Genomic DNA, 15,043 nt, shown 5'->3' on the forward strand with positions numbered 1-15,043 from the left:
TGGCTGGCATTAACCCGGACAGCTACAAAACCCGCAGCTTCACCGACGTAAAGTCCGACGCCTATTATGCGGCCTATGTGGAGTGGGCGGCGCAGAAAAACATCGTCAAGGGAACCGGCGATAAGCTGTTCAGCCCCGACGCGCCGGTGACGCGGGAACAGATGGCGGTGATGATGGTGAACTACGCCGGACAGATGGGCTACTCCATTCCCACCCCGCTTGCGTCCGTCACCTTCGCGGACAGTAATCAGATCAGCGCGTGGGCGGCAAAGGAAGTCGCCGCCATGCAGCGGGCCGGGATCGTGAGAGGCAAAGACGGGAACCGCTTCGACCCGCAGGGAAACGCCACCCGCGCGGAAGGTTCGGCGGTGCTGCGCCGGTTTATAGAAGTTATAATTGACCCGGCCGCGGCTGCCGGCTGGACAAAGAACGATTCCGGCCATTTGCTCTACTACCAGGGCGGTAAGGCCGTCACCGGCTGGAGGGAAATCAGCGGAAAGCGGTACTACTTTGACGAGAGCGGCATCATGGCTGTGAATACGAAAGTGGACGGCTATGAAGTCGGCCCGGACGGGGCGAGGAGGTAATTTCCCACTGCATTAAGCATCCGCTTTAAGAAGGCCGTGCTGCTATTGGCTCCTGTTTTATCTCCTTCCTTCAGGTATGCTTGTACTTCGTCCGGTTCCGCGGCGGCTTCTGCACTGATAGAAATCGTGATCTGATAAATACCGTTTGCTCCAACTATCCGGCCAGCCGCGGTTCGCTCCTCCTTTTTAAGGCATCTATAACAGGCTGCCTATGGTATCAAGCAGTTTCTTCCGTTCAATCGGTTTGGAAATGTGGGCGTTCATGCCCGCGCGCAGCGCGTCACGCACATCTTCGGCAAACGCGTTTGCAGTCATTGCCACGATGGGCAGGGCGGAGACGTCGGAGCGATCAAGCTTCCTTATTTCCCGTGTCGCTTCGTATCCATCCATCCGGGGCATCTGGATATCCATCAGGATGATGTTATAGTAACCTTCAGGGGAGTCTGCCACCATTTGAAGGGCCTCTTCCCCATTGCATGCGGTCTCAGGCTCTATTTGGGTGGGCTTCAGCATTTCCAGGGCTATCTCGCGGTTCAGTTCATTATCTTCGGCCAACAGCAGCCGTTTTCCCTTAAAGGAACAGGACGTCCTGTCTTTTCCCAGGCCGGAGGAATCCGGCAGGGAGCGGGTATCCGTATCCTGTGCCGGAAGCGCTTCGTTCCGGAGGAGGGCTACGGTAACGGTAAAGACAGAGCCGTTTCCGGGCGTGCTTTCAATCTGGATATCTCCGTTCATCATGTCAATGATATTTTTGGTTATAGCCATTCCCAGCCCGGTACCTGTTATTTGTTCCACGTCATTCTCCCGGGAGCGTTCAAACGGGGTGAAGATTCTTGTCAGGAATTCCGGGGTCATCCCGATTCCCGTATCCGCACACCGGAAACCGTAGCTTGCGTACCCCCGGTTCACGGCATCCTCCTGCCATACATCGATCTCTACCCTGCCGCCCGGCGGCGTATATTTTATGGCGTTGCTTATAATGTTTACGTAGATCTGACGCAGGCGCAGGGGATCTCCCATCACGGTGTCTTGGGAATGGACAGGAATATGGACTTCCAGCGCCAGCTGTTTTTCTTCTGCCTGGGGCCGCATCAGCTCTGCCACTTCACTAATCAGCCGGTAATAAGAGAATACTTCTTCTTTGAGCGCAAATTTACCGCTTTCGATTTTGGATATATCCAGAATATCATTGATCAGGCTCAGCAGGTGGTTGCTGGACAGGCTGATTTTATTCAGACAGTCCTCAATACGCGCCCTGTCGTCCAAATGTTCCCGGGCTATGTCGGTCATACCGATAATCCCATTCATTGGGGTGCGGATATCATGGCTCATGTTGGACAGGAAATTACTTTTCGCCTCATTGGCGGACCGGGCTGTATCCAGAGCGCTCTGCAGTGCCTGTCTCTGCTGTTCCTCCTCATACTTCTGTTCATCAATACAGCGGGCGAGGAAAATAGCAAGGCGATCCTCGGTATATGGATTATCCACATGAATGAGCTGCACCAGCACCCAGTGATACTGTCCGTCATCCAAAAGGAGCCGGCACTGGGCGAATACTTCGGAGGATCGGGAGTCCGGCGCCTGCATGACGTGTTCCGGCGTGAAACGCACGCGGAACCGCTCTTTATAGTCCGGATGAAGCCTGCCGTCCATATACTCCAAAAGGGAGGAATAGCTGCCATACCCCTGAAGCTCTTCCAGAAATCCGGGGGCCGCATAGATGCTTTTTTGTGCATCCATACTCAGGTTTACGCTGAGAATTACCGCATGGGTATCGGAAATGGCCCGGATCAGCGTACTGCGTTCCAGAAGCTTCTCCCGCTTTTCCTCTTCCTGGGCCAGCTTTTCTGAGGTGATATCGTGGAAGGTGGCAATGAGGATTGTCTCCCCTTCTTCATCCAGCATTTTTTCTATAATGCCCGAGGCCCAGAAGTAGGTGCCGTCCAGCCGGCTGAAACGGCTGACATAGGTGATTTTCCGTTCCGTTTCCATAGCCTCCTGGAAAAAGCGCCGTGTCTCCTCCCAATCCTCCGGATGGATCCATTCGCTGAGATATTTCCCGGTAAGGGCCTCCTGGGAGGCCTCCCGGGGAAAATTCAGCAGACGCAGGCCTTCCTGGTTTATCTGAAGGAAACGCAGCGGAATATCCCGGGAAACCAGGGCGACGCCTTCGGGAACCGCATTGTACAGGCGGTCAATATAGGATGCCTGGGTACGCAGCCTTCTATGTGCCTTTTTCATTTGCAGGATATAGACAAGCGCCAGCAGGATAATGGCCAAAGAAATAGCCCCCACAAAAAGGAACGTCCTCCGCAATATATCATTTGTCTGGGCTCTTACCACATTTTCCGGAATCATGGACAGTAGATACCAGTCCGATAACCCTTTCATGGGAACATAACAGAAAACCATACCGGTGTCCCCATAGGCAAAAACAGCCCAGCCGCTTTTTCCGTCATGAAGAGAGCGGCGGAATTCTTCCAGGGCACCGCTGTCATTTTTATCACGGGGAAGCATATCGAATATATTCTTTACCGTTTTATTGCTGCCGGGGTGAGGGGAACGGATCAGGATTTCTCCTTCCGCATCCACTATGTAAGAAAAACCGGCGCCATTATAAAAGGACAGACTGAATTCATCCGCTATGGCTGCGACCGTGTATTCCTTCACCAGATAACTGACACTGCCGTCGGCAAACCGGACTTTCAAATACAGATTAAATACATTGACTCCGGTTGCACTGCTGATGTGGGGAGCGATCACGCCGGTATCCCCGCTGAACTGATCCGGCAGATTCTGGTCCGCACCGTCATATTCCGGCACACAGGTGCCGTCGGGAAAATAAAGCCGGACGCCCTGCTCGGCAACCGAAAATGCCTCTATGACTTCTCCGGCTGAACCGATCTTATCAGCCGGCAGGCTCTCCAGATAATCCTTCACCGCATAAACCGATTCAAAATCTTCTCTTAACTGTATTTCCAGAGCGTTCTCACCCTGACTGGTGCTCTCTGTAATCGCACGCAGAGACTGCTCCCACAGCTGTTCCCTCACTTCATTTATAAAAGCGAATGTGAGCGCTGCCAGCAAAATACCTACCCCGGCGGCGGCAAAAAGGAACCATCTTCTTGCCCGCGTCTCATTCTTTTTCATTGTTGTTCTCCTCCCGCTGCCAGCTGTCCGTCGAGCCACGCCAGAACCTCGGAAAGATCATCACCGGATAGCAGCTTCACGGAACAGTCTGCGGTGAGATCCCATATCGGCATCTGTAAAGCGCTGTCGGAGCCTATTACTGTTTTCCCCTCCTGATACGTATCGATGAGCGGCTGTATTTCCTCACAGGATGCAGGCTCCCCTCCGTTCAACGGACTGAAGGAGCATTGGTTATCCGCAAACTTTCCGATATTTTCCCGTGTGGTGAAGAATTCCACAAACCGCTCCGCCTCTTCCTTATAACGGCTGTCCTGGTTCACCGCAATCCGGGTATCCGCATTAATCACCAGAACCGCTCCCTCCTCCAGGACAGGGTAGGGGACCACGGTAAAGGAAAAGCCGGGATCCATAGCCTTCACACGGTCGGCGGCCCAGCCGCCTGTCAGCATAAACGGGGTATTTCCTTCTGCAAAAAGTGCCAGATCATCAGAAGTTTTTTTCGTATTCAGGGCTTCCTCTGCATTGATATATCCTTTTTCCAGAAATTCTTCCGCTATGGAAAACCCATCCTCCAGACAGGATCCCAGGGATTCCTCCCCTTTATTAATCCTGTCGAAAACCTCCTTCTGCGTCCCTTCCTGATACATCGAATAAAAGCTGCGGCCGATCGCCAGGGTTTTCAGGGAAATATCGTTGTTGGCGATAACAGGTGTGATTCCCTGATCCACAAAATAATCACATATCTGTTCCCATTCCGGAAGGGTTTGGGGTATTTTCTGTCCATGCTCCTTCAGGAGATCCTGATTGCAGTATAATCCAAATGCGGAAACTGTGGTGGGCACCCAATAGATTTTCCCGTCTTTATCCATCTGATCCATGACACGGACGGAAAAATCCGGCAGTGTTTCCAGACCGGACAGCTCCATAAGCTTTCCTTCCTCTTCCAGCTCCAGCGCCGTATCATGGTTTACCATAAAAATATCGTCCCCGTTTCCGGTATTCATCCGTTTCATAAGGGCATCATAATAATCATTTCCCTTCAGGCTTTCGTAGGAAATGCGTATATCCGGATTCTCTTCCATAAAGGTAGTCAGGATTTCCTCGATAACCACTACATTTTCCGGTTCATATTTATTTCCGAAGAAGGTGAGTTCCACCCGGGGTTCGGTATTCTCCGTATAGATCTCCACTTTGCCCCTTCCGCTGCAGCCGGCCGCTAAAAGTGCCGGAAGCAAGAATAGTGCCATCCCTTTTTTCCAGTTAATCCCTTTGTCTTTCATACCATATATCTTTCCGGCAAATGTTTTATCAGAAGCATTTAGCCTGTTAAATCTATAAAGCTATTGTAACAGAAAAACAGCGGTATTAAAAGCAAACTTTCTATTAATGATGCTTCCAGACATGGCTGGGCTGGGCACGGTACGTGGGGTAACGGAACAGCAGGGTTTTCAGTGCGGCCCAGTTAAACGGGAAAAGAGGCCAGAAGTAACTGGATCCGCCGAATGTGGGGGTGGTAATGACGGACAGCAGTACGAGGATCAGCCCTCCCAGAAAACCCCACAGATGGAAAACAGCGGTCATAACAATAATAAATATACGGTAAACCCGGATGGCATCCCCGAATTCCATGCTGGAAAGCGAAAGGCTGGTAAGAAGGGTGATGGCTCCGTAAAATAATACCTCCACCGTCGCCCAGTTCAAACTGACCGCAATATCGCCTATAATAAGTCCGCCCACCACGGACAGGGAACCGGAAAAACGGCTGGAGCTCAGAGAAGCGGAATTTTTAAAGAGATCCAGGCCGAATTCCACCACAAGCACATAGAAAATCAGGGTGGGAGCCGGCCACCTGCCGGTGGAAAGCAGCTGCCATTCATCGGAAAGATGGGGATAATATGCGGTTATCAGCAAAAAGAGGGGCATCAGGAGCAGGCTGATAAAAATACAGCCGAAGCGTACCAGCCGGAAGTAATTCCCCACCACAGGGCTTTTGTAATAGTCCTCCGGACTCTGGGTAAACTGGAATATGGTGCAGGGCAGGATCAGCACCTCCGGGGAATTGTCCACAATAAGCAGCAGATGCCCTTCCATCAGAAAGCTGCAGGCCACATCCGGCCGTTCGGTCCTGTGCACGCTGGGCAGGGGATTATACCATCTTTTACGCACCAGAAGCTCTTCCAGGCTTTTGGTGCCCATGGTGAGGCCGGTCACCTGCAGGCTGTCCAGTTTTGCCCGCAGGGACTCCAGGAGGTCCTCATTTACGGAATCCTTCATATATGCGATTGCCACATCCGTCTTGCTTTCCGAACCCACGCTTTTCACTTCAAAGGTGAGCTGCGGGGAACGGATCCTGCGCCGTATCAGATTGGTATTAAACAGCATGGTTTCCACAAAACCATCCCTGGCCCCCCGGGTAACCTTTTCCGTATCCGGCTCCCCTATGCTTCTGGCAGGATAGGTACGTACATCGATAATGATGGCCTGGTCAAAGCCGTCAATCAGCAGGACGGAAGGCCCGCTGAGGACATTTTTGACGATTTCTTCCCAGTCCTGCGTTAGGGTTGCCTGGGCATAGCCGATTTTGGCATTCATATAATGCCGGATATCTTCGATGCAGGAGTCTTTCATATAAAGAGGATTCTGGAGATCCGAAAAAATCTGCTGCAGAATTTCCGTCCTGCAGAAGCCATTAATGCCGATCCAATAGCCTCTTGTATCTCCCAGGAACAAATCCCTGGTTATGAGGTCGAAGCTGATTCCAATAGGCAGAATCTCCTTCGCTGTCTGTATGTTGGTATCAATCTGTGAGGAAAGCCTTCTCATAATCTTTCTCCCTCTGTCCTTCAGGCGGACAACCTGTTTTTCAGGATCTTTTTCATGATAGTATGTGCCGGCATTAAAATCCCTATTCTTATAAAAATTTTTAATTTCCTCTTGACAATCATTTCTGTAAACATTATAGTTACAGTATAAACTGTAATCACAATTTTTACAGAATAAAATCATACAAACACAACAAAAGATAAGGAGGATATTCATATGTCTGTTACAGCAATTGGAAAAGCAAATTTTGAACAAGAGGTACTGCAGTCCGAGATACCCGTTCTGGTGGATTTCTGGGCGCCCTGGTGCGGATACTGCCGCAGGCTCAGTCCGGTTATCGATCAGCTTGACAGCGCTTATGAAGGCCGTCTTTCCATCCGTAAAGTAGATATTGACGAAGAGCCGGAGCTGGCTGATTCCTATGATGTGGAAACCATCCCCACTCTGTTCTTATTCCAAAAGGGGAAAGAACCCGTATACCTGGTAGCGCCCCAGGCAAAGGTGCAGGTAACGGACTGGCTGAAGGAAAACGGCGTGGAGTGATACCATTTCCGTTTTATATAGAAAGAAGGGAATCCGAATGAAAAAAGACCTTTATGATGTGGCAGTTATCGGAGGAGGGCCGGGCGGATATTCCGCGGCGCTGTATTGTGCCAGAAGCGGTTACTCCGTCCTTGTGCTTGAGAAGCTTTCCGCAGGCGGCCAGATGGCCACTACGGGACAGGTGGATAATTATCCCGGTTTTGATGAGGGGATAGACGGCTTTGAGCTGGGAGAAAAGATGCAGCGCGGCGCCCAGCGTTTCGGTGTGGAGACCGAATATGCAGAGGTGAGTTCTGTGGATCTGGAACCGGAAATCAAACAGATAACCACTTCTTCCGGACCGGTATCCGCCAGGAGTGTGATTGTGGCCACGGGAGCCTCTCCCAGGGAGCTGGGGCTTGTGGAGGAACGGCAGCTGCGGGGAAGGGGCGTGGCCTATTGCGCGGCCTGTGACGGCCAGATTTACCGGAACAAGACCGTAGTCATTGCCGGAGGCGGAAACAGCGCCGCGGCCGACGCCCTGTTCCTCTCCAAAATATGCAGTAAGGTATATCTGGTACACCGCCGTGACAGCCTGCGGGCCTCCCGTATTTATATGGAGCCTCTGGAAAAAAGCGGGGTGGAATTCATCTGGGACAGCAAAATCACGGAAATCCTGCACGATAAGCGGGTGACCGGCGTGCGTGTGGAGAATGTAAAAGACGGTACCACCAGGGAAATTCCCGCTGACGGCGTTTTTGTGGCCGTGGGGCGTGTCCCCGATACGGCGTTGTTCGCAGGCCAGTTAGAGCTGGATCCCCAGGGGTATATCATCGCGGATGAAAGCACCCGCACCAATATTGACGGCGTTTTTGCCGTAGGCGATGTACGTACCAAAGCCCTGCGCCAAATCGTAACCGCCGCGGCCGACGGGGCCACCGCCTCCCACTATGTGGAAGAATATTTAATGTAATGCACAATTACAAAGGGATGGGCTTTTACCGGCGCCGGTAAAAGCCCATCCTCTGTTCCTGTTATTATGCCATATTTTGAAGCAATGAAAGAATATCATCCCTGCTCATGGGATAGAAAGCCCCGCAGGTATGGCTTCCTTTATCCGTCATGGCATCCGCAATCTCTTGGAACCTTTCCGACCCTACGCCGGCTTCGCCCAGGGTTAAGGGCAGGCCGGCTTCCCGGATGAGGCCGCGCAGTCTTTTTATCCCTTCTTTTGCCGTTTCCGCAGGGTTTTCAAAGTTCATCGGGGCATTCCATACACGGACCGCTATCTGGGCCAGCTTGGGGACGCATTCCTGTTTGGTGCACAGGTATTCCATCCAGGCGGGAAAGGATATGGCCAGCCCCGCTCCGTGGGCGATATCATAGAAGCCGCTGATCTGGTGCTCCAGTCCGTGATTGAACCAGTCCTGCTGCCTTCCGCAGCCCGTCATGTCATTCTGCGCCCAGGTGCCGCACAGCATGATTTCCGCCCTTGCGGCATAATCCCGGGGGTTTTCCAAGGCTATCGGCAGGTTGTGGATTACGGTGGCCAGAATGCCTTCCGCCACCCGATCCGTCATCTCCACGTGTTCCGTCGGACTGAAGTACCGTTCCATGGCATGGGCCATGATATCCATACAGCCGCAGGCGGTCTGGTAAGGAGGAAGGGTATAGGTCAGTTCCGGATTCATTATGGAGAAAACCGGACGCATCAGAGGCGAACCGAAGCCGGTTTTCATAGGAATGGTTTCATCAGAGATGACACAACTGTCACTTTCTTCGCTGCCTGCGGCAGGCAGGGTGAGGATATCCGCTACCGGTATCCTTTTGTCTCCGGGTTTTACCTTCCCGGATATCAGGTCCCAGACATCGCCTTCATAGAAAACGCCGAAGGATATGGCTTTACAGGTATCAATGACGCTTCCGCCGCCAACGGCAAGAAGGAAATCAACCTCTTTTTCCCGGCATAATCCGATTCCTTTTCTCACCAGGGATACCCGGGGGTTCGGCACCACGCCGGGCAGTTCATCAAAGGAAAGCCCGGCTTCGTCCAAGGCTTTTACCACCTTGTCATACAGGCCGCTTTTTTTAATGGAGGTGCCGCCGTAAACGAGAAGAACCCTGGAAGCCCCCTGTTTTTTCAGTTCTTCTCCCACACACAGCTCTTTCTCCCTGCCAAAAATCATTTTGGTGGCACATTGAAATTCAAATCCGTTCATCGTTGTTCCCTTTCTTATTCCGGCAAAGCCGGGTTGCCTTATAATATAAGTAATTCCTTCGGGCTATTGGTCAGATTCTCAAATCCGTTTTCCCGGATCACGATCATATCTTCTATCCTGACTCCAAATTTCCCTTTCAGATAGATGCCCGGCTCCACCGTTATCACAATACCCGGGATGAGCCGGTCGCCGCATACCTCATTGAACCGGGGGTTCTCATGGACCTCCACACCTACGCTGTGTCCCAGCCCATGGGAAAAACAACCTTCGTAGCCCTCTTTGTAGATATAGTTCCGGGCGGCGGCATCCACCTCCCGGCATACCGCTCCGGGGCGGATCACATCAAAAGCCCTTTTCTGTGCTTCCCGGACTGTCTCATAAACCTTCCGCTGCTCTTCCGTCACGTTGCCCACAGCCACCGTCCGGGTCATATCCGCCAGATATCCCCCATATACGGCCCCGAAGTCCATAGTGATAAAGTCCCCTTTCCGGATCAGCCGGTTTGTTGCAAAACCGTGTGGCAGGGAACTGTTCGGCCCGGAGGCGACGATAAAGTTAAAGGTTTTCTCATCCGAACCCAGCCTGGTCAGGGTGGCACCGATTTCTCCTGCTATGTCGATTTCCGTCATGCCGGGTTTTATGAGGCCGCAAATATGGGAAAAGGTGTGATCCGTAATCTGCTGGGCTTTTCTGTGGCAGGCAATTTCTTCCTCGTCCTCTTCCCTTCTCAGCGAATCCATGAGCAGGGCGAGGCCGTCCGACGCGTCCAGGGAGATTCCTGCCAAATCCGCCTGCATCTGTCTGTATTCTTCTAACGTTACCAGCCCGGTATGCAGGGAGAGGGATGCGATGCCTTCCTGTCCAAGGAGGCTTTTTACCTGGGAACACCAATTTTTTTCTTCGATTACACAGCAGTTTTTTACCTTTGCCTGCGCCTGTTCAAAATAACGGAAATCAATGAGAAGCCAGGCTTTCTTTCTGGTGATCAGCACCGTGCCTGCGGAGGACTTCATACCTGTCAGGTAAAAACGGTTGGCGCCGTCCCGCAGGATTACGGCCTCCATGGAAGAAGGCATGGCCCGCTGCAGTCTGCTTATTTTATCCATAATCGCTCCTATCCGCGCACCAAAAGCGCGCTACATTTTTTTCAGCAGGACAGTATAGCACTCTGCCGCTTCTCTTACCGCCTGTATGGAGGCGTATTCGTTATCCCCATGGACACCTCTTCCCTGTTCCGGGGTGGCATACATGGGGGAAAAACGCAGTACTTCATCCGTCAGCTCCAGAAAATGTCTGGAGTCCGTACCGCCGCCCAGGACAAAGGGGATGACCGGCAGTTCCGGCCAGATTTCCTCCACACTGGCCTTCATCGCCAGGTATCCCGGCCCGTCCGTGGGGCTTTCCGGCGCGGCCCCTCTGCCTCCCGCCAGCTCACACAGCAGATCGTGTTTCCCGGCCGCCCGTTCCAGTTTTCCGGTTATTTCTTCCACGGTTTCCGTGGAGGGCACACGTACGTTAGCTGTCAGCACCGCCTTTTTGGGCATCACGTTAAAAGCGGTCCCTCCTTCTATCATGGTAAAAGCGATGGTCGCACCCAGAAGGGTCCCGGCATCCTTACAGATTTCATGCAGAACCGGATAACTCTGCCGCTCGTCTGCTGCCAGAAGAAGCTTTTCCCGTATTTCCGGCCGCGCATATGGAGCCGCACTGCGCAGCATTGTCCGGTTTCCCTCACTCAGCTCCCGCCGGAAAAAACCGGAATATTCCACTTCATGTATGAAGTCCGCCAGCCGTACAATAGCCGAATGGGCCGGGGGATTGGCGGAATGTCCCCCCTGGGAAAGGGCGGTAAACCGGTATTCCAGGGAGCCTTTTTCAGAGATGCCGAAACAGGCGGCCTTCCCTTTGACCAGCCCCATAAAATCTTCACAGATAGTGCCGCCTTCATCGAATACCGTTTCAAAATGCAGTTTTTTCTTCCGTAAAAGCTCCGCCGCCCGGGTTGTGGTATGGCCGCCGGTTTCTTCATCGCAGGACAGATAAAGCCAGATATCCCGCACGGGCCTCCAGCCGCCTTGCAGCAGGGCATCGAAGGCGGATAGTAACGCGCATTGCGGCCCTTTCATATCCTGCGTGCCTCTTCCCCAGACGCAGCCGTCCGCAATCCTGCCGGAAAACGGCGGATAGCTCCAGCCTTTTGTACCGTCAGCCGGAACCACATCCATATGTCCGGTGAACAGGACCGGAAGGGCCTGCCTGCCGGACCCTTCCAGCGAAAGAAGAAGGGCTTCCCCTACGGGTATTACGGATGCCGAGGCAAACAGGGACGGGAAAGCCGTTTCCAGAAAGGCCCGGTATTTCCCGATTTGGTTATCTGCATCCTCCCCTTTTCCGCTTACCGTAGGGATTGCCGCCATAGCGGACAGTTTTTCTCCGATTCTCTCAAACATTCCTTTACTCCTTCATGCCGGATACGGCAATTCCTTCCACGAAAAATTCCTGGGCAAAGCAGTATAAGAGGAGAAGCGGCAGCATGGATATCAGTGCGCCCGCCAGAGCCGGCCCGGTTTCCCGCACGCCTTCCCCCACAAACATGGCAAGTCCCGCGGAGAGTGTCCTCATTTTGGTGGAATTGGTCATCATCAGCGGATAAATCAGGTCATTCCAGTTGGATGTGAGGCAGAAAATGAAAAAGGTTACGAAGGCAGGTTTGCATAAGGGAAACATGATTTTCGTAAATATCCCGAATTCATTCATTCCGTCGATCCTGGCCGCTTCCTCCAGGCTCTTGGGTAGCCCCATGTAAAAGGATCGCATGAAAAACATCCCGTATGCGGAGGCCACACGAGGCAGAATCAGCCCGATATAGGTGTTCAGGATTCCGAAGGTGTGCAGCTCCAGATACAGGGGGATCATGATGATCTGGAACGGAATCAGCATGGTGAGCAGGACAATATTAAAAATCATTTCCTTTCCCTTGAATTCCAGGCGTGCAAAGGCATAGCCGGCCATGGAATCCAGAAGGGCGGAGCAGACCGACACCACGCCGGCGAAAATTACCGTATTTTTTATGTAATCCGCCAGAGGGATCCTGGACCATACCTGTATGTAGTTTTTAATTGTCCACGCCTTGGGCCACAGGGTGGGCGGCCACTTTATGATATCCTTCTGCAGCTTGAAGGTGCTTAAGAGCAGCCAGACAAACGGGAACACGATCAGAAAAAGCACGAAAAGGCACAGAACAATCCTGATAATGTCATATCCTTTTATTTTTTTCTTCATCCTGTCTCCTCCTACATGTTTTTCGCAATTTTGCGTTCCATATACCCTTTGAAAATCAAAATGATGACGGCGATGACAAAGAATAATTCAATACACATAGCCGACGCGTAGCCCAGATCATAGGGTGCGGAAAACCCTCTGTTATAGATGTACTGCACCACCGTCTCCGTTTTGTAAAGAGGGCCTCCCCCTGTTGTCACATAAACCACGTCGAAAACCTGGAAAGCACCGATTATGGTGGTCAGCAGAGTAAAATTAATGGTGGGAAGCAGGTTGGGCAGGGTGATATGGAAAAACTGCTGTGTTTTCGTGGCCCCGTCGATCTCCGAAGCTTCAAAATAGGTGGACGGGATATCATTGATACCGGCTACCAGGATAATCAGTGTTTTGCCGAAGGCCTTCCAGACGGATATAAAAATAATGATGGGCATTGCGAACCGTACTTCACTGAGCAGGGCTATGGGTTCGCCGCATACGAGACTGATTAAGTAAGGGATATAACCCACCGTGGAATTCAGTATCAGGTTGAATAAGATACCGATGGCGGTAAAGGAACACAGCACCGGTACATAAAAAACAGATCGGCACATCTTATTAAAACGGGTGGGTTTGTACAGCCAGTAGGCCAGTACCAGCGCAATAATCAACTGGATCGGCACGGATATCACCACATAGTAAAAGGTGTTTTTAAACGCATTCCAGACCCGTTCGTCCCCCAGTGTGCGCTTGAAATTTTCCAGCCCCACAAAATCGGGCAATGCCAGGAAAATATCCAGGTTTGTCAGGCTGATAATGAATGAAATCACTAAGGGAATAATAGTAAATACAAATAATACGAGTATTGCGGGAAAAATGAACAGGTATCCCACCCTGTCCTTTCCCGTCCATTTTGCTGTAAATCGTTTGATCGGGCTGCTCTTTTCCATCCTCGGCTCCCTTCTGCAGAAAGGATGCCGCCGCCGACAGGGTACTGTGCCGGCAGCAGCATCCTTTATCAAAACGTTTCTGCATGTATCTGTTCCGGTACCTTCACCGTTACATCAGAATTTACTATTTTAAAATCCCCTGGATAACATCGTTGTATTTATCCAGTGTGGCCTTGATATCGGCTCCTGCGAAAATTTCTTCCATAGCAGGATACAAACCGTCTGTGGATATTGTGTTCACACCGTTTTTCTTGCATTCGATATGTCCGTAGGAAAGAGGCTCGGACAGTGCCAGCGTCTGCGGATCATCGGCAAAATTAGCCTGTGCGGAAATCAGGTAGGCAGGGGTGCCGCATTCCTTTGTCCATTTGGTGCCGATTTCTTCGGAATTCCAGTAGTTGACGAATTTGTAAACCAGTTCCTTATGCTCCTCAGAGGTGGTTTTGGGAATGGAAAAACCTACCGGGATGACTGCCGCATCCTGTTCTACACCCACACAGGAAGGAACGGCCTTTACCCCATAATTGATCTCGTTTTCACGCAGGCCGTTGATGATCCAGGGCCCGTTGATGAACTGGCCCAGCTGGCCGCTGATGTAGGTATTGTCGTCGGAATCCTTGGGAGAACATTCATACAGGGTTTTCAGGGTTTCAAAGGCTTTTACGTTTTCTTCGGAGTTGAATACCGCCTGGGTTTCGTCCTCATTCACATAACCGCCGCCGTACGCATACATGGTGTACTGGGCCGTTACGTTGTTGTTGGTGGGTACACAGAAGCCATACTGGTTTTTACTCTTATCGGTAAGCAGCTTTGCATTTTCCACCAGTTCTTCAAAGGTTTCCGGAGGGGATTCCGGATCCAGGCCCGCCGCTTCGTACAGGTCTTTATCCCAATAGAAATAATGGGAAACCATCTGCATGGGAATACCTACGCATAAATCGTCATAATACAGCAGATCCACCACGTTCTTGTCGAAATCATCGGCATTCACTTCAGGCAGTTCATAGAAATCCGCCACATCCTGGAAACTGCCTGCTTCCACATAGGGGGCATAGTAGCCGGAGGAACAAAGGACAAAATCGGGCGCATTGCCTGCAGCTATGGCTGCGGGAAGCTTTTCATTAAAGGTGGCCCAGGGCATTACATCCATCTCAATGGTGATGTTCCATTCATTGGCAGCGTTAAAGTCATCCACAATCTGCTGGAGCACTTCCCCGTCCGTGCTGGTAAATCCGTTCCAGAAGGTAAGCGTGGTTGGCTCATAGGTCTTTTCCCCGCTGTCCGCTTCCCCGGAAGCCGCCGGTTCCTCTGCCGTGGATGCTGCGGCGCTCTGTGGTTCGGCAGCGGCTTCGCCGGCAGTATCCGTTGCCTTGCCTCCGCATGCGGTCAGCCCCAAACCCAGGCATAATGCCATTCCCAGTGCCATTAATTTATTCCACTTTTTCATAATCCATTTCCTTTCTATTTTCAGATGCTTTTTCCTATTTTGAAGCTATTTTCCGGGTGCTGCCATACCCACACCCGGCCCCCCTTT

Annotated in this window: 12 protein-coding genes; 3 read left to right on the forward strand and 9 right to left on the reverse strand. The window is 51.8% G+C overall.

All coding sequences use genetic code 11. The features are described from left to right. Positions 1–587: S-layer homology domain-containing protein (locus tag DXA36_RS20320; RefSeq protein ID WP_182479186.1), on the forward strand; the 587-nt coding region annotated here is incomplete at its 5' end. 195 nt (positions 588–782) lie between these two features. On the opposite strand, the gene DXA36_RS20325 is transcribed toward DXA36_RS20320, so the two are convergent. The 3 genes from DXA36_RS20325 to DXA36_RS20335 all read right to left on the reverse strand — a co-directional run bounded on the left by DXA36_RS20325 (position 783) and on the right by DXA36_RS20335 (position 6,560). Then, the gene (locus DXA36_RS20325) at positions 783–3,737 is read right to left on the reverse strand and encodes a hybrid sensor histidine kinase/response regulator (RefSeq protein ID WP_118681288.1); all 2,955 of its coding nucleotides are present in this window, start codon (positions 3,735–3,737) and stop codon (positions 783–785) included. Next, positions 3,734–5,017, reverse strand: coding sequence for an ABC transporter substrate-binding protein (locus tag DXA36_RS20330; RefSeq protein WP_118681289.1), 1,284 nt, complete (start codon positions 5,015–5,017; stop codon positions 3,734–3,736). Before DXA36_RS20330 ends, DXA36_RS20325 begins: the two co-directional genes overlap by 4 nt. Before the next feature lie 103 nt (positions 5,018–5,120). After that, positions 5,121–6,560 (reverse strand): spore germination protein, encoded by a 1,440-nt coding sequence (locus DXA36_RS20335; RefSeq protein ID WP_118681366.1) that lies wholly within the window; start codon positions 6,558–6,560, stop codon positions 5,121–5,123. Between the two features lie 216 nt (positions 6,561–6,776). Between DXA36_RS20335 and trxA the strand changes: the two genes are divergently transcribed. Together trxA and trxB are read left to right on the forward strand one after the other, a co-directional pair. Next, on the forward strand, positions 6,777–7,103 hold the full coding sequence (gene trxA / locus DXA36_RS20340) for a thioredoxin (RefSeq protein ID WP_118681290.1): 327 nt from the start codon (positions 6,777–6,779) through the stop codon (positions 7,101–7,103). A 37-nt stretch (positions 7,104–7,140) separates the two neighbouring features. Beyond that, positions 7,141–8,055: a thioredoxin-disulfide reductase gene (gene trxB / locus DXA36_RS20345; RefSeq protein WP_118681291.1), complete on the forward strand. Its 915-nt coding sequence runs from the start codon at positions 7,141–7,143 to the stop codon at positions 8,053–8,055. A gap of 64 nt (positions 8,056–8,119) precedes the next feature. On the opposite strand, the gene DXA36_RS20350 is transcribed toward trxB, so the two are convergent. The 6 genes from DXA36_RS20350 to DXA36_RS20375 all read right to left on the reverse strand — a co-directional run bounded on the left by DXA36_RS20350 (position 8,120) and on the right by DXA36_RS20375 (position 14,956). Next, on the reverse strand, positions 8,120–9,301 hold the full coding sequence (locus tag DXA36_RS20350; RefSeq protein ID WP_118681292.1) for an iron-containing alcohol dehydrogenase: 1,182 nt from the start codon (positions 9,299–9,301) through the stop codon (positions 8,120–8,122). A gap of 38 nt (positions 9,302–9,339) precedes the next feature. Continuing rightward, positions 9,340–10,407: a M24 family metallopeptidase gene (locus DXA36_RS20355; RefSeq protein WP_118681293.1), complete on the reverse strand. Its 1,068-nt coding sequence runs from the start codon at positions 10,405–10,407 to the stop codon at positions 9,340–9,342. 30 nt (positions 10,408–10,437) lie between these two features. Then, the gene (locus tag DXA36_RS20360) at positions 10,438–11,751 is read right to left on the reverse strand and encodes a M20/M25/M40 family metallo-hydrolase (protein WP_118681294.1); all 1,314 of its coding nucleotides are present in this window, start codon (positions 11,749–11,751) and stop codon (positions 10,438–10,440) included. Positions 11,752–11,755: 4 nt separating this feature from the next. Continuing rightward, entirely contained in the window at positions 11,756–12,583 is an 828-nt protein-coding gene (locus DXA36_RS20365) for a carbohydrate ABC transporter permease (RefSeq protein ID WP_118681295.1), read from the reverse strand. 11 nt (positions 12,584–12,594) lie between these two features. After that, a complete protein-coding gene (locus tag DXA36_RS20370) occupies positions 12,595–13,509 on the reverse strand; it encodes a carbohydrate ABC transporter permease (protein ID WP_118681296.1) in 915 nt (304 codons plus the stop codon). Positions 13,510–13,633: 124 nt separating this feature from the next. Next, a complete protein-coding gene (locus DXA36_RS20375) occupies positions 13,634–14,956 on the reverse strand; it encodes an ABC transporter substrate-binding protein (RefSeq protein ID WP_118681297.1) in 1,323 nt (440 codons plus the stop codon). Positions 14,957–15,043: the final 87 nt, after the last annotated feature.

This window comes from Eisenbergiella sp. OF01-20 (assembly GCF_003478085.1).
Classification (GTDB): domain Bacteria; phylum Bacillota; class Clostridia; order Lachnospirales; family Lachnospiraceae; genus Eisenbergiella.

Coding starts and splice junctions, on each gene's coding strand:
- DXA36_RS20325 (WP_118681288.1), bottom strand. CDS start 3,737: ATGAAAAAGAATGAGACGCGGGCAAGAAGATGGTTCCTTTTTGCCGCC.
- DXA36_RS20330 (WP_118681289.1), bottom strand. CDS start 5,017: ATGAAAGACAAAGGGATTAACTGGAAAAAAGGGATGGCACTATTCTTG.
- DXA36_RS20335 (WP_118681366.1), bottom strand. CDS start 6,560: ATGAGAAGGCTTTCCTCACAGATTGATACCAACATACAGACAGCGAAG.
- trxA (WP_118681290.1), top strand. CDS start 6,777: ATGTCTGTTACAGCAATTGGAAAAGCAAATTTTGAACAAGAGGTACTG.
- trxB (WP_118681291.1), top strand. CDS start 7,141: ATGAAAAAAGACCTTTATGATGTGGCAGTTATCGGAGGAGGGCCGGGC.
- DXA36_RS20350 (WP_118681292.1), bottom strand. CDS start 9,301: ATGAACGGATTTGAATTTCAATGTGCCACCAAAATGATTTTTGGCAGG.
- DXA36_RS20355 (WP_118681293.1), bottom strand. CDS start 10,407: ATGGATAAAATAAGCAGACTGCAGCGGGCCATGCCTTCTTCCATGGAG.
- DXA36_RS20360 (WP_118681294.1), bottom strand. CDS start 11,751: ATGTTTGAGAGAATCGGAGAAAAACTGTCCGCTATGGCGGCAATCCCT.
- DXA36_RS20365 (WP_118681295.1), bottom strand. CDS start 12,583: ATGAAGAAAAAAATAAAAGGATATGACATTATCAGGATTGTTCTGTGC.
- DXA36_RS20370 (WP_118681296.1), bottom strand. CDS start 13,509: ATGGAAAAGAGCAGCCCGATCAAACGATTTACAGCAAAATGGACGGGA.
- DXA36_RS20375 (WP_118681297.1), bottom strand. CDS start 14,956: ATGAAAAAGTGGAATAAATTAATGGCACTGGGAATGGCATTATGCCTG.